The 24456-nt window shown below is 29.5% G+C and carries 23 protein-coding genes; 16 read left to right on the plus strand and 7 right to left on the minus strand.

Annotation, left to right across the window (positions count from 1 at the left end; all coding sequences use genetic code 11):
- Positions 1-69: 69 nt before the first annotated feature.
- Positions 70-1632, minus strand: a complete 1563-nt coding sequence (lysS, locus tag bvRMA01_RS03345; RefSeq protein WP_247032187.1) for a lysine--tRNA ligase — start codon at positions 1630-1632, stop codon at positions 70-72.
- Positions 1633-1719: 87 nt separating this feature from the next.
- On the minus strand, positions 1720-2592 hold the full coding sequence (era, locus tag bvRMA01_RS03350; RefSeq protein ID WP_247032188.1) for a GTPase Era: 873 nt from the start codon (positions 2590-2592) through the stop codon (positions 1720-1722).
- 88 nt (positions 2593-2680) lie between these two features.
- Between era and bvRMA01_RS03355 the strand changes: the two genes are divergently transcribed.
- The 3 genes from bvRMA01_RS03355 to bvRMA01_RS03365 are packed head-to-tail and all read left to right on the plus strand — an operon-like array spanning position 2681 to position 3891.
- Positions 2681-3040 (plus strand): hypothetical protein, encoded by a 360-nt coding sequence (locus bvRMA01_RS03355; protein ID WP_162884363.1) that lies wholly within the window; start codon positions 2681-2683, stop codon positions 3038-3040.
- 12 nt (positions 3041-3052) lie between these two features.
- A complete protein-coding gene (locus bvRMA01_RS03360) occupies positions 3053-3460 on the plus strand; it encodes a hypothetical protein (RefSeq protein ID WP_119024244.1) in 408 nt (135 codons plus the stop codon).
- Positions 3457-3891 (plus strand): DUF192 domain-containing protein, encoded by a 435-nt coding sequence (locus bvRMA01_RS03365; RefSeq protein ID WP_011772598.1) that lies wholly within the window; start codon positions 3457-3459, stop codon positions 3889-3891. Before bvRMA01_RS03360 ends, bvRMA01_RS03365 begins: the two co-directional genes overlap by 4 nt.
- Here the strand turns inward: bvRMA01_RS03365 and bvRMA01_RS03370 are convergent, their stop codons facing one another.
- Positions 3892-4524, minus strand: coding sequence for a hypothetical protein (locus tag bvRMA01_RS03370; RefSeq protein ID WP_181005555.1), 633 nt, complete (start codon positions 4522-4524; stop codon positions 3892-3894). It lies immediately after the preceding gene.
- A gap of 58 nt (positions 4525-4582) precedes the next feature.
- Here bvRMA01_RS03370 and bvRMA01_RS03375 point away from each other — a divergent pair, with 58 nt between their 5' ends.
- From bvRMA01_RS03375 to bvRMA01_RS03410, 8 genes are all read left to right on the plus strand, one after another.
- Positions 4583-5542, plus strand: a complete 960-nt coding sequence (locus bvRMA01_RS03375) for a hypothetical protein (RefSeq protein WP_247032189.1) — start codon at positions 4583-4585, stop codon at positions 5540-5542.
- A complete protein-coding gene (locus bvRMA01_RS03380; protein WP_247032415.1) occupies positions 5535-6530 on the plus strand; it encodes an N-acetylmuramoyl-L-alanine amidase family protein in 996 nt (331 codons plus the stop codon). Before bvRMA01_RS03375 ends, bvRMA01_RS03380 begins: the two co-directional genes overlap by 8 nt.
- Positions 6520-7032, plus strand: coding sequence for a hypothetical protein (locus bvRMA01_RS03385; protein WP_041178583.1), 513 nt, complete (start codon positions 6520-6522; stop codon positions 7030-7032). The genes bvRMA01_RS03380 and bvRMA01_RS03385 overlap by 11 nt, the downstream gene beginning before the upstream one ends.
- A gap of 86 nt (positions 7033-7118) precedes the next feature.
- Positions 7119-8159 carry a flagellar filament outer layer protein FlaA gene (locus bvRMA01_RS03390; protein ID WP_247032190.1) on the plus strand — a complete coding sequence of 347 codons (1041 nt, stop codon included), beginning with the start codon at positions 7119-7121 and terminating at the stop codon, positions 8157-8159.
- A gap of 71 nt (positions 8160-8230) precedes the next feature.
- Positions 8231-10795 (plus strand): chemotaxis protein CheA, encoded by a 2565-nt coding sequence (locus bvRMA01_RS03395; protein ID WP_247032191.1) that lies wholly within the window; start codon positions 8231-8233, stop codon positions 10793-10795.
- A 7-nt stretch (positions 10796-10802) separates the two neighbouring features.
- Positions 10803-12185, plus strand: a complete 1383-nt coding sequence (locus tag bvRMA01_RS03400; protein ID WP_247032416.1) for a CheR family methyltransferase — start codon at positions 10803-10805, stop codon at positions 12183-12185.
- Between the two features lie 11 nt (positions 12186-12196).
- Complete coding sequence (locus tag bvRMA01_RS03405; RefSeq protein ID WP_011772606.1) at positions 12197-12682, plus strand: chemotaxis protein CheX; 486 nt, start codon at positions 12197-12199, stop codon at positions 12680-12682.
- A gap of 48 nt (positions 12683-12730) precedes the next feature.
- A complete protein-coding gene (locus bvRMA01_RS03410; RefSeq protein ID WP_011772607.1) occupies positions 12731-13171 on the plus strand; it encodes a response regulator in 441 nt (146 codons plus the stop codon).
- Positions 13172-13191: 20 nt separating this feature from the next.
- Here bvRMA01_RS03410 and bvRMA01_RS03415 read toward each other — a convergent pair whose 3' ends face one another.
- From bvRMA01_RS03415 to bvRMA01_RS03430, 4 genes are read right to left on the minus strand one after another with little or no spacing between them, the layout of a single operon-like run.
- Entirely contained in the window at positions 13192-13704 is a 513-nt protein-coding gene (locus tag bvRMA01_RS03415; RefSeq protein ID WP_247032192.1) for a hypothetical protein, read from the minus strand.
- Positions 13701-14747 carry a hypothetical protein gene (locus bvRMA01_RS03420; RefSeq protein WP_011772609.1) on the minus strand — a complete coding sequence of 349 codons (1047 nt, stop codon included), beginning with the start codon at positions 14745-14747 and terminating at the stop codon, positions 13701-13703. Before bvRMA01_RS03420 ends, bvRMA01_RS03415 begins: the two co-directional genes overlap by 4 nt.
- Positions 14741-15604: a hypothetical protein gene (locus tag bvRMA01_RS03425; protein ID WP_247032193.1), complete on the minus strand. Its 864-nt coding sequence runs from the start codon at positions 15602-15604 to the stop codon at positions 14741-14743. The genes bvRMA01_RS03420 and bvRMA01_RS03425 overlap by 7 nt, the downstream gene beginning before the upstream one ends.
- A complete protein-coding gene (locus bvRMA01_RS03430; protein WP_247032194.1) occupies positions 15601-16263 on the minus strand; it encodes an HAD family hydrolase in 663 nt (220 codons plus the stop codon). The genes bvRMA01_RS03425 and bvRMA01_RS03430 overlap by 4 nt, the downstream gene beginning before the upstream one ends.
- A gap of 211 nt (positions 16264-16474) precedes the next feature.
- Here bvRMA01_RS03430 and bvRMA01_RS03435 point away from each other — a divergent pair, with 211 nt between their 5' ends.
- The 5 genes from bvRMA01_RS03435 to bvRMA01_RS03455 all read left to right on the plus strand — a co-directional run bounded on the left by bvRMA01_RS03435 (position 16475) and on the right by bvRMA01_RS03455 (position 24419).
- Positions 16475-18055 (plus strand): ABC transporter ATP-binding protein, encoded by a 1581-nt coding sequence (locus tag bvRMA01_RS03435; protein ID WP_247032196.1) that lies wholly within the window; start codon positions 16475-16477, stop codon positions 18053-18055.
- Entirely contained in the window at positions 18056-19207 is a 1152-nt protein-coding gene (locus tag bvRMA01_RS03440) for an ABC transporter permease (protein WP_247032197.1), read from the plus strand. It begins immediately after the preceding gene.
- Positions 19179-20105 (plus strand): ABC transporter permease, encoded by a 927-nt coding sequence (locus bvRMA01_RS03445; RefSeq protein ID WP_011772614.1) that lies wholly within the window; start codon positions 19179-19181, stop codon positions 20103-20105. Before bvRMA01_RS03440 ends, bvRMA01_RS03445 begins: the two co-directional genes overlap by 29 nt.
- Before the next feature lie 151 nt (positions 20106-20256).
- Positions 20257-22482 carry a methyl-accepting chemotaxis protein gene (locus tag bvRMA01_RS03450; protein WP_247032198.1) on the plus strand — a complete coding sequence of 742 codons (2226 nt, stop codon included), beginning with the start codon at positions 20257-20259 and terminating at the stop codon, positions 22480-22482.
- Positions 22483-22517: 35 nt separating this feature from the next.
- Positions 22518-24419 carry a methyl-accepting chemotaxis protein gene (locus bvRMA01_RS03455; RefSeq protein WP_247032417.1) on the plus strand — a complete coding sequence of 634 codons (1902 nt, stop codon included), beginning with the start codon at positions 22518-22520 and terminating at the stop codon, positions 24417-24419.
- The last annotated feature ends 37 nt before the right edge of the window (positions 24420-24456 follow it).

The raw sequence follows: 24456 nt of genomic DNA on the forward strand, positions 1-24456 counted from the left end.
ACCATTGATAAAAAGAGATTGTTTAAATTAATAATCTCTTTTTATTTATAAGTCCATTTATTATTAAAGCTAAATATAGTGTTTTACAATTTCTTCAAATTTTTGAATACCAATTGCTTTAATAAATCCTGCTAATTTCGGTCCTTTGTCTTTATTAATTAATATATTGTAAATTTGTTTAAAGAATAATGGGGGTTCAATGTTATTGCTTCTTGCGATATTATAAATTTCATCTTGAATTTCTTTTTCAGTGATATTGTTGAAATCTTTTTTTAAAAAATTTAGTAATTGTGTTACTCCTTGTTTGTTGCTATCCAAGGATTCAGTGTTGTCGAATGTGGTTCTTAGTGAAAATTTAAATTCTTCAGGTGCAAATTTTTTGATCCAGTTAATGCAACAATCAATTTTGTTTATAAGTTTTTCTTTTTGGTTTTCTTTTACATCATTTAAAAGTTTAAAAATTTTATCTTTGTTCCCTTCAAAAATTTGACAAATTACACTTAAGTGTCTAAAACCAATTTGATATGGAATTTCTTTATCTGGTGCTTTTGGTTGAGAGAGTTCGTAAATTCTTTTAAAAGCTTCTTTTTTACTTTCTTTAATATCGTCAATTCCATAATATACTCTTTCAAATTTATCGTAATCTTCATAAATTTTTATTACATCAAGATCGAATGATATTGAAAATTCTGTGTTGGGTTTTGTTGATGCAAATAAGAATCTTGTGACTTCTGGAGTATATATTTCAAGGACATCTTTTAATGACACGACCTCTCCAGATGATGAAGATATTTTCCCACCACGTCCTTTGATTGATATAAAATCATACTGAAATGTTATGGGCGGAGTTCCTCCGAAAATTTTTACAATTTCTATTGAGGTGTCAAAACTTCCCCCACTACTATGATGATCTTTTCCTGCAGGTTCAAAATCAACGTTTTCGTATTTCCATCGCATTGGCCAGTCTATTCTCCATGGAAGTTTTGCAGCCCATGTTTTTCTTAAATCGAGTGATTCTTTATTACCGCATTCGCAATGGTATTCAATTGAATAGCAATGATTATAATTTTTTACTGTTGTAGTATCTCTGTCGCATTTGGTGCAAAAAATACTAATAGGGTACCAGTTGTCAGCGAGTTTTGTTGTTCTATATTTATTAAGGACTTTTGCTATTTCATCTTTATGATCTAGTGCAAACTTAATTTGATTTGAGTAATCACTTGACATATATTTTAGACTTTGGTTTATAAATTCTGGCTTAATACCTACAATAGGTAGATATTTTTCGAATTCCACTTCGTTTGCTCTTGCATAGCTTGATTGATTAGTTTTGGTGTCAGGAACCCTTGTGATTGCTTGTCTTAAATGAGTTGTCAGTAATTCTTGATCAGGCATGTTCTTAGGTACTTTTCTAAATACATCATAGTTATCCCATGAGTATATAAATCTTACATTTTTGTTTGCATCTTTTAATGCTCTTGCTACAAGGTCAACGGAGATTACTTCTCTAAAGTTTCCAATATGCACAGTGCCTGATGGAGTAATGCCTGATGCAACTGTATATTGTTCCTTTTCACCTTTTTCTTCTATGATTTTTTTTGCATAGAAATCTGCCCAGTGTGCTGTTTTCATAAATATTACCCCTATTTAAAACTTGATTTTAGCATTCTATGTTTTTTGTTTCAAGATTTTAAAGAGATGTTTTAAGATGTTATTGTGTTAATTGATTAAATTTTTAATTAGTTTAGGGTTTTTGTTCCAATTTTTTCTTAATTTTACTTGTAAGAATAAATTGCATTTCTTTTTAAATATTTCTGATATTATCTTTCTTGCTTCTTCTCCAATTATTTTTATTCCTTTGCCTCCTTTGCCGACTATTATGCCTTTTTGGCTCTCTACGGCTACAATAATATTTGCTTTAATAAAAAGTTTGTTTTTTCTATCTTCTAAGATTTCGATCTCTATATATAAAGAATATGGTAGTTCTTCTTTTAGTTTTTTAATCGTTACGCCTCTAATTATTTCACTAGTTCTTAAGTTCATTTCTTGATCTGTATAATATTCTTCTGGATAATAAAGAGGTCCTTCTTGGAGATTTTCATAAATTTTATCTTTAATTTCTTCAATATTGATTTTTTGTTCAGCAGAGATTTTTATAATATTGTCTTTTTTAATTCCTTTTTCTTCTAAAAATATCATTATTTCTCTTTCTTTTGTTTTTTGAATATCAATTTTGTTGATGACTACTAAGAAATTAATTTTGGATTTACTGATAATTGTTAATATTTCATTCTCTTCAATGCCAGGTTTATCTTGAATGTCAATTACATAAAGAATTAATTCTGTTTCTTTAATTGCAGAATGTACGTTATGCATCAGTGCTATATTGAATTGCTTTTTACTTAGATGAAATCCCGGTGTGTCTATGAAAATAATTTGACCTCTTTTATCTGTAAATATTCCTTTTATTTTGTTTCTAGTTGTTTGTGGTATGGATGAAATAATTGATATTTGGTGTTCACATATTGAATTTAAAAGTGTAGATTTTCCTGTTGAAGGTCTACCTATTATTGATACAAATCCTGATTTCATTTTAGTCTTCCTATTTAAATATATTAATATATTTTATATGATAATTAATATATACAATTTTTAAGCATTGTGTTTAAAGGATTATAGTTTGAAAAAAGTCAATTTTGAGGTTTTTTGTGAACATTGTGGGGGAAAGGTTGAACTTAATAAGTCTGTGTGTTTAAATTGTCACTCTAAACTAGGCGATCTTGAATGTCCAAATTGTAGATATGTAGGTATTGTTTCTGCATTTGAGAATGGTTGTCCAAAATGTAGTTATAGTCCTTTAGAAGGACAGTCTCAAGAGCGTATTTTTAGAATGAGACGGCGATCAAGATTGAAGGGGTCCAGAACTAGTAATGATTTTTTAAAGTCGAGATTCTGTTTTGGATTTAATGTTAGTGTTATGCTTTATTTATTTGCGAGTTTTTTAATAGTTTTGCTTTTTGTTTACATTCTTTTTTTCTAAGGATGAAGTCATATGGGAATTACAGTTTTTTACTTGTTTTCTGTTTTTTTATCTTTTAAAATTGGAGAGAATGTTAAATTTGTTGAGGATAATGTTCGTCAAACTTCTATTTTGTATTCTGATATTGAAGAAGTTGAATTTCCTTATGCTAAAACACAAATTTTAAAATTTAAAGGTAAAACTCCTATAAGGTATGCTTACTTTAGTTTTGATAACGATAGGCTTTATTCATATACTTTTGTTTTTGATAAAAAGTTGATTTCTCAATACTCTATTGTTCTTAGTATCAGGGAAAAATTTGGCGATGCTATTGTTGTAACTCCTTTCAATTATATTTGGGATGTTGGTGATTCTATTATTGCTTTGAATAGTAATATTTTAAGGATGACATTAAAGTCTTATGTTAATAAGGAGCGTTGATTCTGAGAGCTCTTTTTGCATTAATTTTTTATATATCGTGTGCCAATCATGTATATGATAAAGAAATTATTATTAATGATACTAAGTTTTTTGTTAAGCTTGCGCTTGATGAAGTTACTAGAGCTAAAGGGTATATGGGAACTGAGAGCATAAATGAAAATAATGGTATGCTTTTTATTTTTAAAGAAGAGAAGAATTTGTCTTTTTGGATGAAAGATACCCCTGTACCACTTGAGATTGCTTATATTAATTCTGTAGGTGTTATTAAGGAAATTTACAGTTTAGTTCCTTTTTCACAAAGGGTTGTAAATTCTAGGTATAAGGTCAAGTATGCTCTTGAGGTTCCGGAAGGTTCTTTTTCTAAATTTAAAATTAAGGTAGGTGACAGAGTAAAATTTAATTTTGATGTTAATTCTTTAAATGTAGAATAGTTACTCGGCTTTTATTTTTTGAAGCTCTTCTTCTGCATGGTCTTTCATTTTTTCTTCATTGTGTAAGGTATCATTATCAATTTCATTAGATGTATTTTTAGTATTGACTTCTATGTCATTACCCTTTATTACCTTTTTAAAGATGGATATTGTTGCTGCGACTTCTTCAAGAGCATCAAGTAGGAAGGTTTCTTTTGCATTTTCTTCAGCTTTGACAATATATACTAAAGAATTATTGCCCCTTTCAGGGTCATGAATGATTTCCCATGATCCTAAAACTCGGTTATTGTAGCTATCACTCATTAGAGATTCTGATATTTCTTGAATTTTGTTTGAATTGACATCGAATATTTCTACAATTCCAAATATTTCTCTTGTTTTTGAATTTTGATATGAATTTATTTTTGATCGGACTATTATTTCTGTTTTTGTATCATTGATGATTTTTGATACAATAAAATCATTTTCTTTGTCTATTCTGTATTCAATTTTGTTATTATCAAGTATTTTTTTTATTCTTTTGTCGTAGGTTACATTTTTATCTTTGCAACTTATCAATGTTATGAGTATTAAAACGGCAATAACTATGCTATATTTTAATTGATCGATGTTTAAAATACTTATTTTTAACATTTTAGTGCTTATCATATAGTTATTATAGTTTAATTATAAGGATTTTTGAAGTAAGTTTATGTATTTTAAGAGTAATGACTATTCTTATACAGTTATTCAGTCTAAAAATAATTATGTACAAAAGTCAACTTTTGGAATCTCTTTTGTAATTTTAAATAGGGGTACAAAAATTTTTAGAGAAGATTTATTTGGATCTCTCTCTAATTTTGATTTTATCAGAGAAATTATTTCTATTGAAAAGCAAAGTAATAGAAATTCTCTTCAATTTATTTCAGAGAGTTATGATAAATTGAAGTTTATTTTACTTTCTGATGATTTGAATTCTGGCGAGAAGGTCAACTTAGCTATGAAAGAATCCATTTGTAGTTTTGTTTTTGTGTTGCAAAGTGATATGTATTTGTTAAATCCTTTTTGGATTCCTAATATATTTGATGAAATAGTTAAAAAGAATGTGCTTCTTGTTGGTGGAGAGTTTTTTGACAAAGAAGAGGAAGTTGTTCCATCAGTTTTTATTCCCACTATTGATGAACAGCAGAAATTGAAGGTAATTTTGATAAATTCTGAGAGGGATTATGAGAAAAGTTTAATTACTATGGATTATTGTGGTCTTTACTCTAAAGAGAGATTTGTTCAACTAGGGGGGTTTGATAGAAGAATTAAAAATGAATATTTTCAAAGATTAGATTTTGGGCTTAGGGCTATTTATTTTGGGGAAAGTGTCCATATCTATAGGAAACTTCGCATACAATATACCGCTTTAAATGTTCCAGAAGATTTGACAAAAAATAGAAGTTTTTTGATCTTTTTGCTTAAAAATTATGTTCCTATTTTTATTGGAAATGGAATAAAATTTTCGTTCTTTAGATTTTTGAAACTATGCTTAAGATATGGCATTAACCCTTTTAAATTTGGCAGAGAATATAAAGAAATCAAACATGAAATTACTAAAAATAGCTTAAGGTTTAAAGGTGACTTAAAGAGTGCAATTGAACTTTGGGAAAATAATATTATTGATTAATTTAATCTTTGTTTATTTTTTTTTAGAGGCTCAGGAAGTTGATTACGTTAATATTCTGGATTCACTTGATAGTAAGTTTTTTAAGTTTAACTTTAATATTGCAAATGATATTCTTACAATTGAACATGAGAAGGGACATCTTAAGCTTAAAGTAGGTTTTGAATATGGTTTCTCATCTGTTGGTTATTATATTTATGTAGATCCTATCCTTCTAAAGGACGGAGAGATTTTGATAACCAAGAGGGCTTTGATGCAGATTGAAAATCATTTTAGAGCTTTGCAAAGCTACAGTAAGCCACGAATAATGTCGATAGTAATTGATCCTGGTCATGGCGGACATGATAGAGGAGCTGTTGTAACTCATAAAATCAATGAACATGATATTACTTTTTTAGAGAAAGATTTTGCTCTAACTTATTCTGTGCATTTATATAAAGTCTTGAGTAATTATTTTTTAGACAGGAACATTTTATTAACACGTGTAGATGATGTTTTTGTTCCATTGCGAGATAGGTCTGAGCTTGCGAATGCAATTAAACCAGATTTTCCACATAATGTTATATTTTTATCAATACATGTGAATAATGCGCCAAATCCTGAAGCTAGGGGAATTGAATTTTGGTATCTTCCCCAAGATTCCAAAAGAGAAGTTGTAAGAAATTTTAAAGGATATGATATTAGGGGTAATAGATACTTGAGGGAGCTTAATGATATACTAGATATTAAGTATAAATATGAGTCAAAAAAATTAGCTGAAATTTTATATGAGACTTTTATTGATGTTTTATGTGAGACCAAAATTCGATCAATTAGAGAAGAGCAGTGGTTTGTGATTAAAAATAGTAGTATGCCTGCTGTGTTAATTGAAATTGGGTTTTTATCTAACATTGCTGATGCTATGTTAATTTTGGATTACAATTATATGAGTAAGATAAATATATTAGTACTTAAATCTTTAATTAGGTTTATTGAATTTTATGAAAAATAATTCTATTTATTGTAGTTTTTTTAGTCGTAATGGAGCAAAATATTCATTTGAGATACTAATTGCGCTTTTATTGTTAAGTTTTATATTTTCTTTATGTATGATTTTTTTAAATTATGAGAATATCTTCTTTAGGAAAGTTTTCTATTTTTATTGTGAAAATGAATTGATTGCTGATTTAAGATATTTAAAGGAGAAAAAAACTCTTAAAGAGAATTTGGATTTTTTAGTTAAAGATTTTCTATTGGGTAATAGTAAGGGGTTTTCTTTGCAATTTGGCACAAGGAACGTAAAATTTTTGTATTCTTTTATAAGTAATGATGTATATTTTATAAATCTTTCAAAAGAGTTTTATAATTCTTTTGAAAATGGTGGTTATAATGACTCTGATAAACTGAGAGTAAATTTGTTTGTTAAATCTTTAAAAGAAACAATTGATTTTAACTATCCTGGAAATGTTAGAAAAATTGTTATTTTTATTGAGGGGTATGTTCTAAATGTTTAAGGCATTTTTAGGCAATCTCGGGTATACTGTAAGTAAAAATTAAAAATAAAAAGCTATAAATTATTTTATAGAAGGAGTTGATTTTTATGTCTAAAGTAAAAAATATTGTTTTTATTTTATTTTTTCTTATTTTCTTAAGCTCTCTTTTTGGACAAGAAGTACCTGGATCATCATCAGGTGATAATTCTGTGAAAAATGAGCCTGGTGAATTAGTTCTTGATTTTGCAGAACTTGCAAGAGATTCAAGCCCAACTAAGCTTGATCTTACAGATTATGTTGAACTTGTGTATTCTGGGGCTTCAAATATTGTGAAGGCAGAAGATATGGTCTTAGATCTTGGAATAAGTAATTGGACTGTTCTTTTAACCCCTTCATCTAGGATGCAGGCTTATGTAAAAAATTCTGTTGTTGCTCCGGCTGTTGTTAAGGGTGAATCTAAAAGATATGCAGGCGATACAATCTTAGGTGTGAGAGTATTATTTCCAAGTCATTCTCAATCTTCTGCAATGATTTTACCTCCATTTAAAATTCCTTTTTATGCTGGAGAAGACGGTAATCAATTTTTAGGTAAAGGTTTAATTGACAATGTTAAAACTATGAAAGAAGTTAAGGTTACTGTTTACAGTTTGGGTCATGAGGTCGATCTTGAAGTTTTATTTGAAGATATGAGTGGGATGGAATATGTTTATCCTTTAGGTACCTTAAGATTTAAAGGTTGGGCAGATTTGGTGTGGTCAAATCCTAATTATCTTTCAGGCATAAGTGCTATAACAGGTAAAGATAATATTCCTAATTATCCTCTTCCTTCAAGTAAGATGAGATTTAAGGCATTTAGAGTTTCAAAGTCTCATAGCTCAAAAGATCAGAATTTGATTTTTTATGTTAAAGATGTAAGGGTTATTTATGATAAGTTAAGTGTTTCTTTGGATTCTGATATTGATAATGAATCTGTATTTAAGATTTATGAGACACGTGGGGCAGAATCACTTCGAAAATTAAAAGCACAGGAAGCTCTTAAGAAAGTTTTAAAGATTAAAGAAGATGTGTCAATGCCAGATGAGTCTTTTCAAGATTTCTTAGAAAAGGGTAGTAATGATGAATCTGGAGCACGTACTAAAGAACAATAAATTTAATTTGTTAATAGGGCTGAATCTTTAAGATTTAGTCTCTATTAAGATAAAGTAGGAAAAATAAGCTAATGCTAGATTCAGAAAACAAAGAGCTTTTAGAGATTTTTTTTGAGGAAGCTCAGAATCTTGTAGATACTCTTGAAGAGAATATTATGTCATTAGAGGATGACCCTAATAATGCAGAAACTATTGATGAGATATTTAGGGCGGCGCATACTCTTAAGGGCGGCTCAGCTTCTGTTGATATGATGGAACTTTCAGGTTTTACTCATGTTATTGAGGATGTATTTGATGCTATTAGAGATAACAAATTAAAGATATGTAATGACCTTGTTGATTTACTTTTAAATGCACTTGATGTAATAAAAGGCATGCTTGATGCACGTCTGAATGGAGATGTTTATTTACAAGATGTAAGCAAGCTTAAAAATAAATTAAGAAGGTTTTTAGGAGACGAGCATCAGACAGTTTCCGAGATATCTTTAGAGAATATAAATGATGATGAATTTTTGCTTTCTTCCCGTGATCTTAGTGATATGTGCGAAGTTGTTGGACTTGGGCAAAAAGTTTTAAAAGTGAGTATTTATTTTAATAAAGATAATCCTATGGCTACAATTGCTGGTATACAGATGTTTCAAGCTTTAAAAGATTTAGGACCAATTCTGTATACGGTGCCTAATTATGAACAGCTTATTGCAGATAAGTTTTTAAGAAGAGTAGATTATTATTTAATATCTTTAAATAAGAATACTATTGAGGAAAAGATCAAATTGTCTGGTGTTGCTTTGAGTTATGCAATTGATGAATTTGATATTGATAGTGAGTTGGCAAAAACAGAGGCAATTGAAAGAAATACTGTTGTTTATGATACTCTGTCTGAAGGAAAAGTGCGGCTTTCTAATGATGAGCTTATAAGTTTAAGAAAGCGTGTTGGTGATGCTAAGTTATTTGAGGTAAAGTTAAATTTCAATAAAGATAATCCTATGTCAACGATTTCTGGACTTCAGATGTTGCAGGCGTTAAAAAGTTTAGGAGAAGTTTATAAATCTATTCCCGAAGATTTATTAGCTGATAAATTTTTTGATTTTATTGTATATTATTTAATATCAGATACCTCAGTGGATAGTATTTCTAAAAAGGTAGATTTGTCAGATGTTGTTGTTAGTTTTGATATTAACGAAGTTGATTTAAAAAATATTAAGGATGTAAATTTAAATACTGAAGTTGGTAGTTATGCCTCTTCTAAGGAATCTAAGAAGACAACTGTAAATGTCAATTTGATTAGAATTGATAGTAAAAGAATAGATTCCATATTAAACCTTGTGAGTGAAGCCGTTATAAGTAAGTCAACTTATAATCAAATAAATTCTGATATGACCTCTTTCCTTTATAGTTTTAATTATTTTTATGATTATCAAGAAAGTTTTCGCAATAGTTTTTTGGTAGATTTAAAGATAATTTTTAAGGATATGGGTTTGGAATTGGAAAGCTCTCTTGAAAACCAAATAGCAAATTTGGTGGAGCATAAGCTTGATAAAACTTTACAGGATATGGTAGGTTTAAGAGATTTACTATTTAAAATTCTTCAAGATTCTAGATTTGCCTCTGGTAGACTCTCTAGGATAATTACTGATTTGCATGAGAGTGTTTTAAAGACAAGAATGCTACCAGTTTCTAGTATTTTTTCAAGATTTGCAAGAGTGGTAAGAGACCTTTCAAAGAAGCTAGGCAAGATTGTAGAGCTTAGTACTGAAGGGGAAGAGACGGAAGTTGATAAATCTGTTATAGATGATCTTGTAGATCCTTTAATGCATTGTGTTAGAAATTCTATGGATCATGGTCTTGAAACTGCTGATGAGAGACTTAGCAAGGGTAAAGATAAAGCTGGTCATATAATTTTGCGTGCCAAGAATGAAGGTAATGTGATATCAATTGAGATTGAGGATGATGGAAGAGGTATAGATCCAGATATTATTAGGCAAAAATCAATTGAGAAAGGTTTAATAAAAGAAGATATGGTTTTATCTGAGAGTGAGATTTTGAACTTAATTTTTGAACCAGGATTTTCAACAGCTAGTCAGATTACAGATGTTTCTGGCAGAGGCGTAGGACTTGATGTTGTTAAAAATAATATTAAGAAATTAAATGGAACTATTGTTATAGATTCAAAAGTTAATGTTGGTACTACTTTTAAAATAAAGCTTCCTTTAACATTAGTGATTGTGCAAGGTCTTCTTGTAAAGTCAGGCAGTGAGATTTATGTTATTCCTTTAAATAGTGTTCTTGAAACACATAGAATTAGCGAAGAAAATATTAAGCTTCTTGAAAATGATCATGAAGTGTATAATTTAAGGGAAGAAGTTATATCTGTGCTTAGACTTGATGAGCTTTTTAATATAAATAACGATCAAAACCTGTATGAGAAGTTTTTAATAGTCATTAGCGTTAATGATAAAAAGGCTGGGATAGTTGTGGATTCTATTCTTGGAGAAGAAGATTTTGTTGTAAAACCTATTAAAGATAAGTATGCTTCAAGTCCCGGCATAGTTGGAGCTACTACACTTGGTAATGGTAAGGTTGTCTTAATTATTGATGTATTTAGGCTTTTTGACCTGAAAGATATGAAAGGATAGTCTTATGATGGAAATAAAAGAGATATGTTTAGGGGACCATAATGTAAGTAATCAGGTTAAAGGACCTACTCCTGTCAATTTAGATTTTAAAGTAGTTTCTTTTAATATTGGAAATGATAATTATCTTGTAGATATTATGCAAGTTAAGGAGATTAGGAAATCTAGTAATTTTACATATGTCCCAAATGCTAAAAAATATGTAGTTGGTCTTGATAATTTAAGAGGAGAAATAATCTCTATTATTGATTTGAGAATAATGTTTAATTTAGAAGTCCTTAAGAGAAATCTTGAAGATATTATGGTTCTTAGGAATGGTGATTTATTAATAGGAGTTATTGTTGATAAGGTTAATAATGTTTTTTCAATTGATTCTTCTTTAATTCAAGATCCTCATCCTGTTTTGTCCCAAGAAGCACTTATACGTTACATAAAGGGAGTAGTTGAGTATGGTGAAAAGTTATATATTCTTCTTGATGTTGATAGAATTTTTGATTATGATAGGGAAGAAGAAATTTTATTGGAAGATAGCAGAAATTATGATGAGATAGATGCTTCTGGAAATGAGAATAACTCATTGTCTTATAGCAATAATTTTTTAGAATTGTCAGAATCATCTGTTAGTGATCTTGCGACATCGTCTAAGAGTGATTTAGATGATTTAAAGGTTATTAAAGAAAATCTTTTTAAATATTCTTTCAATGCGTCTTTAGTAAATGATGAATTTTTAAAGGAAATCGGTATGCAATTAGATATTGCAAATATTAATGATTTATCTTATGATAATTTTTTAGGTGAATTTTATTCAAAATCATCAGGACGCTTATGGGATGACAGATATTTGAAAGAATTTCAGGATGGAATTGTTAAGCCATATGTTAATGAAATGAGTGGTGTTGGTACTGTTTTAAATGTTTTTGAGGTTGGATGTGGTGATGGAAAGGAGACAATATCTTTTGTGAATGTTTTATATGAGTCTTATAAAAATCCTTTTAAGGTAACAGCTATTGATAATAATTTAGTTAAAGTAATTGGCACTTCTAATTTGATTTTCTCAGGGTCTGATATTAATTTAAGCGAGATTTATAGAAAAAATTCCTTTGAGCAGAGTCCGGGAGTGTATAAATTCAAGCCGGAAATTATGAATAATATTTTATTTGAATATTCAGATGCTATTTTATCAGAATTTCCAGAAAATTTGGGAATTATTTTTTTAAGGGATATTTTATGTTTCTTGAATGATGATGGGCAGAATTTAATTCTGGATGCGATTGCAGAAAAATCTGTGAGCGGTGCTCTTTTAATTTTAGGAGATAATGAAGAACTTAAGAACAATGATCTTTTTGTGAAAGATAGATCTGTGAAATATTTTAATTTGTATAAAAGGATTTAAAGGAGAAATTAATGAGAATAGATTATATAGAGCCATTTTTAGATGCTGCTTCTTCAGTTTTAAGGGATATGTTGCTTGTTGAAGATATTCAGATGGGCAGTCCTGGACTGAAGTCGATAAATCAAAAAATAAGAGGTGTGTCTGTAATTGTGGGACTTGCAGGTTCTGTTGAAGGTAGTATTATTATTGATATGGATATTGATACCGCGCTTTTTGTTGCTTCAAAGTTGAATTTTGAGGAGTATGTTGATTTTGATGATGAAGAGACTAAAGAGATGGTAGCAGCAACTCTTACGGAAGTTGGTAATATTATTGCTGGCAATTTTGTTACTACTTTGCATGCTAAGGGTTTTGTATTTGATATAACCCCACCAGCTTTTATTTATGGAGAAAATATGAAAATAAGTAATAAGGGTTCTGAAGCATTAATAGTTCCCTTTACTTTACCAGATGGTAAAATTATCGAAGTTAATATTGCAATAAGAGAGAGGGTTTGATATGATTATGAAGTTGAAAATACTTATTATGAAAGAAGAGGGTTTAATATGATCCAGAAAACTACAATTGCTGTGGATTCTTCAAATAAACCAAAGGGGATCAATTATGACACCGGAGTTCCTTTTAATGTTTTGATTGTGGATGATTCAGTTTTTACTGTAAAGCAACTTACACAAATTTTTACTTCTGAAGGATTCAATATTATTGATACTGCTGCTGATGGTGAAGAAGCTGTGATTAAATATAAAAACCATTATCCTAATATTGATGTTGTTACTCTTGATATTACTATGCCCAAGATGGATGGGATAACTTGTCTTTCTAATATTATGGAATTTGATAAAAATGCTAAAGTAATAATGATTTCTGCTTTAGGAAAAGAACAGTTGGTGAAAGATTGTTTGATTAAAGGTGCAAAGACATTTATTGTGAAGCCTCTTGATAGAGCCAAGGTGCTTCAAAGAGTGATGTCTGTGTTTGTTAAATGAAATATTATGTGTTTAGTAGCCTAGTATTTTTTGTAAAAAATCATTGCATTACTTATTTCATTTAAGTGTTTTGTGAAATATGACATATTAAGATTGAAAATTTCTAATTTATTTTTGTTATTGTTGCCTATATGTAGCTCTAGCTTATAAAAGCCCTTTTTGGTATATATTAGTGCTGAGCTTTTAAAAATTGAATCTATGGCTTTAATTTTAAATATTTTATATTTTGAGAAATCTTTGTCAATAATTTCACTTTGTAGTAAATATTTGTTGGCTTCTTTATAAGTTGGAGTTATTGCAGTATAGTTAATTTTATCTCTGAAAATGCTCTTTATAAAATTTTCTGTTAATTCATATATTTGCATTTCATGTATGCCTTTTGGATGTTTGGTATAATATTCTTCTTCTATTATTAAATTAAAAGCAGAGTATTTTTTTGTTGCTTCTGATGATCGTTTTTCAATTGAAGTTGTTATTAATCTTGAGTGGATTGATGTGTTAATAATTAATAACAGAAATATTTTTTTTATCATACATGTTCCTTATTACTGTTGATTATTCTTTTCACTTTTTCAATTTCTAAAGGAAGTTTGCTTCTTCTTTTTGCGTTTAGTTTGTCTTTTAGTAAAACATTATTAAATGTTTTTGCCATTTCATATACTTTTTCTTCACTGAAATGGAATGGAATTTGAATTTTTCTATACTCAATTGGATTTTGTAATACTTTTTGCATTAGTATAATTGGATTTAGAAAACTTGCTTTAAAAAATTTATAAAAATTTGTTAAAAACAGCGCAAATGATATAAAAAGTGTAAATAAAAATATCCCAATTACAGAATCATTTTTTCTTTGCAAATACTTATCTATATAGAATTTTGTTTGCTCCATTTCGATAATTTTGTATTCGCTAGGACTGTAGTAGAAAAATATATCGTCAGATTTAGAATATATCGTTTTATCTGTATCTTTAATTATTAGTATAAAGGGATATTTTTCTTTGATATAGTTTTTTTCAGTTGTTATTGAGATATTTTTTATGATATTAAATTCTTGCTTTTCTGGAATTGTATTTGCAAAACCTGAACTTGAAAATATTATAAAAAATATGAATGGAATTAGTAAACTTATTGAAAATGTTCTTGCAAATGCAACTAAGATTAGATTTTTTTCTTTTGGATTATAATAAATTTCAATCATTAAGTCGTTAAATCTAAGGAGTCTTAAGAATCTTAGTTTGAAAAGTGAAAGTACGATTGGACTTAGAATTGTTTCGTGAGGATTAATTATATTTTGGATTTGATGAGAGCTATAAAATATTAAAGGAATTAAGCAATGAATTAGATCAAAAAATAAATTATTTCTTATATATATTTGTAGTTTTTGTGAAAAATAAGCTTTTGAAATTTTGTATAAAAAAATCAAGATCAATATTGCATCGAATAAAAATCCGATGAATATTAGAGCAAATCGGATCTTGTATGGCAAGAAAAGTATTATTGATAATTCTTCTATTAAGAATGCAATTATTGATGCGATTAAAGTGGCCTTAAAAAAATTTGAAAGTATCTTTACCATTTATTTTTCCTAGCTATTTCTAGAAGTTCTTTAATAATTCTTGGATCATGCTCCTTTGAGCTTAATTGTTTTATTGAAAACCAGCTCTCGTCATAACCTATAAATCCCTTTATTCTATTGTTTTTAATGTTTGGTATTCTAGTTCTGTTTGAAAAAATGGATATTAATGTTGCAATTGGCGATATGTTACTTAGATTTTCATACTTAAATAGACTTTGAGTTATCAGACTAACTGTATTGTCATCTAAAAATTCGATTTCTCTGCTAACTAATTTTGCTGTATTTTCAATATTTCTTGGCATTAATTTTATTTCTTTTTCTAAATAAAACTTAATTATTAAGACTCTTAATAAGAGTAGAATTTTTATGTAATTTTTTATAATTTTTGAAGAATCAAGCATATCATTTTCTTTTTTGATTAGGTGTGTTGTGTAAGAATTTTTGTCTTCAAAGAGTTTGTTTATATAAAATGTTATATGTCCGCTACTTATGGCATTAAAATCGTATAAGAATTCTTTTCTTAAGTAAGGATTTGCTTTAATAGAACCAAATATTAATTCTAGATTGTTTTTATTAAGCTCTTTGTTAAAGAGGTCTTTTACAATGTTTAGATCGATAGATTCGATGTTTGATAAAACAAGAGGAGTAATTATTATGTCGGTTTTTTCTTTAACGTATTGAATAAGTAAATCAGTATCAGATTTAAAATTTTCGTCTATAAATGTTGAAATAGTTTTTTTATTTTCTTCTAAGTATTTGATTATTTCAATTTCTTTTTCAAAAACTGATAATCCCTTTATGCTTTCATGATTAAATAAATAATGATACAGGTGTGGGAAATATACTTTTGAATTCATTTGATTATGTCTAAAAGTTCAGATGGACTACTTAAAATGTATTTTGCTCCGCTTTCTTTTAATTCTTTTATTGTTCTAAATCCCCATGAAACCCCTATAGGTAAAAATCCTGCATTCTGAGCAGTAATCATATCAACATCGCTGTCTCCGATGTATGCTATTTCCTTTGGCATGAGATTTAATTCTATTATCATGTCAAGTGCATTTGAAGGATCTGGTTTTGCCTCAAATCTTGGTGAGTAGCCCCTCACTTCAAAGAAGTTTATGTCTTTGAATATATCTTTTGATATTATTAATAGTTCTTCATGGTTTTTATTGCTTAAGATTCCAACAGGAATGTTAAGTGAATTTAGTTTTCTTAAAAGTTCTGGTATACCATCATATGCTTTTGTTAGGGAAGAAAGATTTTGATTGTATGCTTTTACAAATTCTTGATAAAGATTATCTTTGAGGTGTGTATCATTTAAGTTTACGTTAAGATGCTCTAAGGTGTTCTCTACTAATTTAGAATATCCTCTGCCAACAAGAGTGTTAAATTCATCTATTTTAATTTCTGTATATCCTAATTTTTTTAGTGCCAAGTTCATTGAAAATGCAATATCCATGATACTGTTTATTAAAGTTCCATCCATGTCGAAAATGCAGGCTTTAACTCTCATATTTTAATCCTTTTGTCATTATCATAATGTGCCTTCATTTTATCATTATTTTTTGCCTTTTATTAAATTTATTGCATGATTTTTGATATTTTACATTGTTTTTGATTTTTTTCTGAAAATCTCTTGAAAATATTTGTTTTTAGTTTTAGTCTATTTGGTTAGGGTATAAATAAAATGTTATTTATCTTTGTTGAATTTCAGGTTATCTTTAATGCAAGACATATTAATTTTAGATAAAGTTACTAAGCGATATGGTGATTTTATTGCTAATGATAATATTTGTATAAGATTTAAAAAGGGAGAAATACATGCAATTCTTGGTGAAAATGGTGCTGGCAAAACCACTTTAATGAAAACTATTTATGGAATTCACAAGCCCGATAGCGGGCAGATTTTTTTAAGAGGACATGAACTAAAACTTAAAGATTCAAGCGAATCTATTCGAAGTGGTATTGGGATGGTTTTTCAACATTTTATGTTAATTCCAAAATTTACGGCTGTACAAAATATTATTTTAGGATATGAAGATTCAAAATTTGGATTTATTAATTATGATCATGCAAGGAGGAGGATACTTAAACTTTCGGAAAGATATGGTTTGAAAATAGATACTGATAAGCCGATTGAGAATTTAAGTGTTGGAATGGGACAAAAAGTAGAAATACTCAAAGTTCTCTATAGAAATGCAGATATTATTATTTTTGATGAACCTACAGCAGTACTTACACCTAATGAGATTGATGAATTTATGAATGTTTTAAAAATATTGGCTGTAGAGGGGCATACTGTAATACTTATTACACATAAAATAAAAGAAATAAAGGCTGTGGCACAAAGGTGTACAATTATGCGTCTTGGGAAAGTAATTGGGACTTTTGATATTACTAAGACTGATGAGGGAATGCTTACTAAATTAATGATAGGCAAAGAAACTTCTCTTGATATCTCCAAGAGGCAGATTGTTGATCACACAAACATTCTTGAGATTAGAGATTTAAGTGTTAAAGATGAACGGGGTGTTTTTAAAGTTAAGAATATTAGTTTGAATCTTAGAGAAGGTGAAATTTTTGGGATCGCTGGAGTTGAAGGCAGCGGTCAAGAAGAATTAGTCGAAGCAATTCTTGGGGTTAGAGATATCTTTAGCGGAGATATAATTAAGAAAGTTGATGGCAAATTTGAATCAATCAAGGGTCTTAGTGTTAAACAAATAATAGATAGGAAAATAGGCCATATTCCATCTGATAGACAAAAGCATGGTCTTATTTTAGACTTTAATATTTTGCAAAATATTGGAATTAAAAGTTTTGATGATGTTAATTATTTAAAAATGAAGAGTAGTGGTATAGGTAATGATAAATTAAAAGTTAAGTTTTTAAATACTGTTAAAAAACAGTTTGTTAATTTTAATTTAATTCTTCTTAAGAAAATAAGTGAACAACTTGCAGCTTCATTTGATATTACACCGAGAGATATTTTGAGCAAAGTTAAAAATTTATCTGGAGGTAATCAACAAAAGGTCGTTGTTGCACGTGAAATTAATTTGAAACCCGAGGTTCTCTTGGCAGTTCAACCTACAAGGGGACTTGATGTGGGTGCTATTGAAAATATTTATAAAAAATTTTTAGCGCAAAGGGATGAAGGTATGACAGTTCTTCTTGTATCTCTTGAGCTTGATGAGCTTATGAGTGTTTGTGATAGAATAGCTGTAATGTACAATGGTGGAATCGTTGGTGTTTTAGAGCATAATTTTGATGTTGGTGTTATTGGAAAAATGATGATGGGTATAGTTTGAATGAAGGTTGATAAATATAAATATAAAGAGGCAATTGCAGTATTTTTAAATTCATCGATATTTATTAATTTTTTTACATTTTTTTTGGGGATTTTAATTCTTGGGTTAATAGTATTAATTCTTGGGTATTCTCCTTTGAAAATGTACTATATAATGATAGAGGTTATATTTTCTTCTCCTAAACATTTTGCGTATATTGTAAGCTATGCCACGCCATTGATTTTTACAGGTCTTTCGATTGGGATCGCTTTAAGAGTGGGACTTTTTAATATTGGTGTTGAGAGTCAATTTATGCTTGGTTCAATTTCAGCTTTAATAGCTGGAATTTTTTTGGATTTCCCTCCTGTATTGCATGTAATTTGCATTTTCCTTTTTGCATCTTTAGCGTCAGGAATTTTAGGTGTTTTAATTGGATATTTAAAGATTAAATTTAACATAAATGAAGTAATTTCAGGGATAATGTTTAATTGGATTTTATTTCATTTAAATAATATAATCATAGATTTGCCCGCTATTAAAAAGGATAATAGTGATTTATCTAAGCCTATTCGAGAAAGCGCTTTTATTGATTTTTTTGGTTCTTGGAAACTTTCATCTGAGGGACTTGCTTATAGAGCAAAACATCCATTTATTAATGATTTATTAAAGGCCCCTATTAATTTTGGGATAATTATTGGGATAATTATTGCTATTTTAATGTGGTTTTTATTGAATAAGACGATGCTTGGGTTTAAAATAAGCTCTGTTGGACGTAATATTGTCGCTTCTTATCGTGTGGGAATTGATATTAAAAAAATTTTGATGTTTACTATGTTTCTTGCAGGTGCGTTTGCGGGACTTGCGGGTGCTATACAGGTTATGGGTGTTAATAAGGCAATATTTAAGCTTACTTATATGGAAGGAACAGGTCTTAATGGTATAGCTGTTGCTTTGATAGGAAATAATTCCCCAATAGGAATAATATTTTCAAGTACTTTATTCTCAATTTTATTTTATGGTAGTAGCAGAGTGCAAAGTTTAATGGGTTTGTCATCTTCAATTGTGTCTTTGATGATAGGGATAGTGGTGATTATGATTTCTGCTAGCCATTTTTTAAATAAGATGTTTTTGAGAGGTATAAAAAGTGTCAAACGCACTAATATTTCTAATTAGTGAAACGCTCATAAATTCTCAGACCTTAATTTTGGCTGGTCTTGGAGGACTTATAAGTGAGAGATGTGGAATAATCAATATTGGTCTTGAGGGCACAATGGCTCTTGGGGCATTTGTTGGTGCTACAGTTGCATATTGTTATGGTAGTCCGTTATTTGCAATTTTTGCGGGGGGGCTTTCAGGGCTTGTTCTTTCAATTCTTCATGCTATTTTTACTGTTTTTCTTAAATCAGATCAGATAATAACTGGGATGGCTATTAATTTTTTAGGACCATCTGTCGCGATGTTGTTTGGAACTTTTATTTTTGGTTCTGCTTCAACTCCTCCAATAGATATTAAGTTGCCCATACTTTTTGACGGAGTTTTGGATAAAAGGTCTCTTGTATTTCAGATTTTTGGTAAGAGATATTCACTCTATATTGCAATAATATGTGTTGTACTTTTTCATGTTATGTTTAAATATACTAAAATTGGACTTAGGATTAAGGCTAGTGGTGAGGAACCAGAAGTGTTAGAATCTCTTGGAGTTAATGTATTTATGATTAGGTTTTTTTGTGTCCTTCTAAGTGGCTTATTTGCGGGGATTGCTGGAGCAGTTCTCTCTACTGTGATTGCTTCAAGTTATATGCAAGGAATTATTGGTGGCCAAGGTTTTATTGCCATTGTTATGGTGATTTTTGGGAATTGGCAACCTTTTGGAATTTTGATGGGTAGCTTTTTGTTTTCTTTTATAAGAACTTTAGTTGTTATGATGTCCCAAGTTTCTTTTTTGTCTTTAATAATTCCTCTTAAAATATTAATCATTTTACCTTATGTTGTAGTGATTTTGAGTCTTATGTTTTTTTCAAAAAGGAATTATGTCCCTAAAGCTTTAGGTTTACCTTATAAAAAAGATTGATTTTTATGTTTATTTCTTTTAATATACAGGTGGAATTATTTAGGGTTTATTTGAGAATTATATTTTTTGATATAAAGTTATGAGAGTTATCTACTTAGTTCTTATGTTTGTTAAATTAATTAAGTGAGTGATTAATTTACGAGGTAGTTTTATGTTAAAAATTAAGCACAGGTTTATTGGTTTTTTATTTTTATGTTTGTTGATAACCATATTGTTTTTTTCTTTAATTTTTAAGTTTGTTTTGAGTAGTTATTTAGAACGTTATTATAAACAACTTACAAGAGCTCAAATAAGACGAGCCGCTTTTGCTGTGCAGGCTTTGTTAGATACATTTTATATCATAATTGATGGTGCAAGTTCTAATTTAGCTCTTGAGACTATGAGTGAATATTCGTTTATTAAAAATGGTGGGCATATTTTTTCAGAGGTCGAATTAGACAGACTTAGAGAGAATTCTAAAATAGTTCTTGATGCTGTAAAAGGGAATAGAAAATATCGAAATCGGGTATATGAGATATTGTTCAATTTAAAGCTTGATACTTTTTATGAAGAATTTGCATTTCTTGATTTTGAAGGTAAAATAATTGTTTCTACGAGACATGCCAATAATATAGATTTTGGTCAGTCTGAGTCAAATACTGAGTATTTTAAAAACTCTGTAAAAGAATATAAAAAAAGTGAATTAAATTTTGTTGGTTGGTATCCTGGTCTTACTGAAGGGATAACGGGAGAAGTTGCTATTAGATCTCACTATAAAGATAAAAAAGCTTCTGCCATAGTTGTTCCTGTATATTCAGCAGAAGATAAAGTGTTTCTTGGCTATTTGGTAGGTTATTTACTTGATGATGTGATAAGAGATAAGTTAGATAGATCTAGATTTGGTTTTTATAATAGAGGAAATTTATTCTATTTAGATCCATACAATAATCTTGTTAATCCTTTAATAGAATATAATGAGAGCTCTAAAGTTAGTGATAAATTTGTTAGTGTTTTAAAGAATGCATTGTCCAAACCCCCTATGCAACCTCTTGTACCAGGCCAGATACCAGTTTATCAGATTGAGAGAGCGTATTTTCCTGAGATGAAGTTGTATAATTATTATGCCATATTGCCTATTAGTAGTGAGCTTGGAGATAATAGTGGAATTCTTGTTGCCAGAATTCCTTATGAAGATATTTATGGGGTCATTTACAGTTTGGCTTTTAAATTTATTGTATGTGCTATTTTAGGCATTATTATATTGGTTGTTATTCTTTCAGTGAGGTTGGAGACAGTTATTAGCTTTAGGTTGAATTTGGTTAGAAATTTGGTAAAGGAAATAGTTCAAGGAAATTTAGATAAAGATTATGTTATTAATGATAAGTATGATGATGAGCTTGGTTCATTGGGCTTACAAATTGTTAAAATGAGAGATGCTATTGCAGATGCTATTGCAAGTGTTCTTAAAAACATTAGTTATGTTAATAAGGCAAGTGTTGAAGTTGTTAATTCAAGTCAGAATTTAAGTTCTAGTGCATTACAGCAAGCTTCAACACTTGAAGAAATGTCAGCTAACATTGAACAGATATCATCTGGAGTTGAGATGAGTGTGAATCATTCCCGAGAAACAGAACGAATTGCCTTAATTACTAATGAGAATGCTCAAATAGGGGGTAAGGCTGTTGAAGAATCTGTTGTGGCTATGCAGTCTATTGTTGAGAAAGTCAGTGTTATTGAAGAGATAGCTAGAAAAACCAATTTGCTTGCTTTAAATGCGGCTATTGAGGCTGCAAGAGCTGGGGATGAAGGCAAGGGGTTTGCTGTTGTAGCAAGTGAAATTAGAAAACTTGCTGATCTTAGTAAGGAGTCTGCACTTGAAATTGGTGAATTAGTTGAAGAGAATTCTAGATTGGCAACGGAAGCTGGGTTGATATTTAAGGATATGTTACCCGAAATAGAAAAGACTACCAATCTTGTGAAGAAGATTTTTGAGGGAAGCTATAAGCAAAATGATCAAATTATACAGTTTAAAGAAGCTCTTGATCAGGTTGGAGAAGTAGTTCAAGCTTCAGCATCGAGCAGTGAAGAGCTTTCAAGTATGGCTGATAGGATGCTTGAAAAGGCTAAAGAGCTCAAACAAGTAATATCTTTTTTCAAAGTTAAAGATTTTGAGGTTGATGCTTTTGATAAACTTAATTCGGGTGATGATGTTTTGATGACAGGAGATCTTACTTCTTTGAATATGGAGAGTAATTCATCTTTAGGAGATAGTCAAGATGATATACATGGTGATTCAAAGGTAAGTTATGAGTCTATTAATAAGAGGGTAGATCCTAAGAAAGCCATTGATGTTGTCGATAAAGATTTGGATTTTGATGAGGACTTTTCAGATTTTTAGAATTTATTTTTGTAAGAGGTGATTAGCGTATGAAACTGAAGCTGAAAGTTAGGATATTACTTACTGTTAGTATTCTTATAGCAATCTTTATTTCTATATTGTTTTTCGTATTTGGGATGTCGATTAATTCTAGTTTAGTAGCTCAGCAGTTAGATCTTATGCAAAATCTTATTGGAAATGTCAAAAATTCTTTAACCCTTTATCTTTCTTCAATGGAAGAGAGAGTGAAAATTAACTCAATGTATTTAGGTTCTTCATCTGTATTTGAATCCATTGCTAGAAGTAAGCCTAAGAGAATAGAAGCTATTTTAGATCAAATTGAGATCTTGGTTAAAACGGGCAGAGGTAATAACCTGATGGTAACCAATAAAAAAGGTGAAATAATATTTACTACTGCTGTCAAAGATAATAGTGATTATGGCATTTCTGTTGCAGATAAAGAATACTTTCTTAAGTTAAGGGGCACTAGTTCTATTTATAATTCTTCTGTGCTTTTGGCAGATTCTGGGTCTGTTGAAGAAGTTTTGATGAGGGATGTTTCTAAGATTAGGAATAAATCAGGACAAATTCCTTATTTATTAATAGGTATTCCTTTAAGAGAGCATAATACCAGTGATGTTTTTGGTTATTTTATGATCTTTTATGCTATCGATTATCTTTATAATTCATTTAAAGGTATTAGTTTTGGAGCATTGGGCAGCGGTCGTACTATGGTATTTGACCAAACGGGGTCATTTCTTATTCACCATACTTGGTTGCCTGGTGATAACTTAGTTAATGTTAATCCTTACTATAGTAGTGTAGTTAAGAGTACTTCTGAGGATTTAATTCAAAAAAATCAAGAAATTAGCTTGAGGCGTTATGTTGACCTTCATGGGCAAGAATTTGTTGGGTTTGCTCAGAAAGTAAAATGCCATTTGTCTAATTTTTCGTTTATAGTATATCTAAGAGTTAATACTAATGATTTTTATTATATGACTAGACTTACTACTTTGATTTTGGGAATAAGTTTTGTAGTGACTTTAGTTATTCTTGGATTAGTTACTATTTATCTTGTAGGTAAACTCAGTGCTGTTTTAAATGGAATTTTAAGTTATTCTGGAAGACTTGCATCTGGGGATTTTACTGTTTCAAGTTATTCTTTAGAATGGAAAACGTTAGAACTTCATGGGTTATATGAAGATTTGGAGCTTTTAAGGTCTAATTTTTCATCTGTTGCCAGAGGGGTTATTGAAAACCTTGATTATCTTTATGAGAATGCAATTCAGATAGCAAATGCGAGTCAAAATTTAAGTTCTGGAGCAGTTGAACAAGCGTCTACATTAGAAGAAATGACAGCAAACATTGAGCAAATATCCCAAGGTGTTACTGAGAATACCGATAATGCTTCTACTACTGAGAGTATTGCTGTTAACACTAATGAGAAAACCAAGGAGGGACATGAATCTGTTACTAAAGCCATTGAGGCGATGGAGGTTATTACAGATAAAATAGGTGTTATTGATGAGATAACAAGGCAAACTAATTTACTTGCTCTAAATGCTTCTATTGAAGCTGCTAGAGTAGGGGATAAGGGTAAGGGATTCGAAGTTGTTGCTGCTGAGGTTAGAAAGCTTGCTGATCAAAGCAAGGAGTCTGCTAGAGAAATTATTGATATTGCACATAAAAGTTTGACTGTGGCAAGTAAAGCAGGTAATAATTTTGAGCAGATTGTTCCTGGAATGGAAAAAACGGCTGGACTTGTTAAGAATATTACTCGTGAAAGTTATAACCAAAGTAATCAAATTGGACAATTTAAGAATGCAATAGAACAAGTTAGTCAATTGGTTCAAACAACAGCATCAAGTAGTGAGGAACTTTCAGCAATGTCTGAGAGAATGTTAGATAGTGTTAAACATTTAAAGGAATCAGTAGATTACTTTAAGATTGATAAGTAATTTATAGGGATATTTAAATATCCCTATAAGTAATGAT

Source organism: Borrelia venezuelensis (assembly GCF_023035835.1).
GTDB lineage: Bacteria > Spirochaetota > Spirochaetia > Borreliales > Borreliaceae > Borrelia > Borrelia turicatae.

Excerpts from the sequence above, each read along its gene's own strand:
- lysS (WP_247032187.1), bottom strand. The coding sequence starts at position 1,632 with ATGAAAACAGCACACTGGGCAGATTTCTATGCAAAAAAAATCATAGAA.
- era (WP_247032188.1), bottom strand. The coding sequence starts at position 2,592 with ATGAAATCAGGATTTGTATCAATAATAGGTAGACCTTCAACAGGAAAA.
- bvRMA01_RS03360 (WP_119024244.1), top strand. The coding sequence starts at position 3,053 with ATGGGAATTACAGTTTTTTACTTGTTTTCTGTTTTTTTATCTTTTAAA.
- bvRMA01_RS03370 (WP_181005555.1), bottom strand. The coding sequence starts at position 4,524 with ATGTTAAAAATAAGTATTTTAAACATCGATCAATTAAAATATAGCATA.
- bvRMA01_RS03375 (WP_247032189.1), top strand. The coding sequence starts at position 4,583 with ATGTATTTTAAGAGTAATGACTATTCTTATACAGTTATTCAGTCTAAA.
- bvRMA01_RS03385 (WP_041178583.1), top strand. The coding sequence starts at position 6,520 with ATGAAAAATAATTCTATTTATTGTAGTTTTTTTAGTCGTAATGGAGCA.
- bvRMA01_RS03390 (WP_247032190.1), top strand. The coding sequence starts at position 7,119 with ATGTCTAAAGTAAAAAATATTGTTTTTATTTTATTTTTTCTTATTTTC.
- bvRMA01_RS03395 (WP_247032191.1), top strand. The coding sequence starts at position 8,231 with ATGCTAGATTCAGAAAACAAAGAGCTTTTAGAGATTTTTTTTGAGGAA.
- bvRMA01_RS03400 (WP_247032416.1), top strand. The coding sequence starts at position 10,803 with ATGGAAATAAAAGAGATATGTTTAGGGGACCATAATGTAAGTAATCAG.
- bvRMA01_RS03405 (WP_011772606.1), top strand. The coding sequence starts at position 12,197 with ATGAGAATAGATTATATAGAGCCATTTTTAGATGCTGCTTCTTCAGTT.
- bvRMA01_RS03410 (WP_011772607.1), top strand. The coding sequence starts at position 12,731 with ATGATCCAGAAAACTACAATTGCTGTGGATTCTTCAAATAAACCAAAG.
- bvRMA01_RS03415 (WP_247032192.1), bottom strand. The coding sequence starts at position 13,704 with ATGATAAAAAAAATATTTCTGTTATTAATTATTAACACATCAATCCAC.
- bvRMA01_RS03420 (WP_011772609.1), bottom strand. The coding sequence starts at position 14,747 with ATGGTAAAGATACTTTCAAATTTTTTTAAGGCCACTTTAATCGCATCA.
- bvRMA01_RS03425 (WP_247032193.1), bottom strand. The coding sequence starts at position 15,604 with ATGAATTCAAAAGTATATTTCCCACACCTGTATCATTATTTATTTAAT.
- bvRMA01_RS03430 (WP_247032194.1), bottom strand. The coding sequence starts at position 16,263 with ATGAGAGTTAAAGCCTGCATTTTCGACATGGATGGAACTTTAATAAAC.
- bvRMA01_RS03435 (WP_247032196.1), top strand. The coding sequence starts at position 16,475 with ATGCAAGACATATTAATTTTAGATAAAGTTACTAAGCGATATGGTGAT.
- bvRMA01_RS03440 (WP_247032197.1), top strand. The coding sequence starts at position 18,056 with ATGAAGGTTGATAAATATAAATATAAAGAGGCAATTGCAGTATTTTTA.
- bvRMA01_RS03450 (WP_247032198.1), top strand. The coding sequence starts at position 20,257 with ATGTTAAAAATTAAGCACAGGTTTATTGGTTTTTTATTTTTATGTTTG.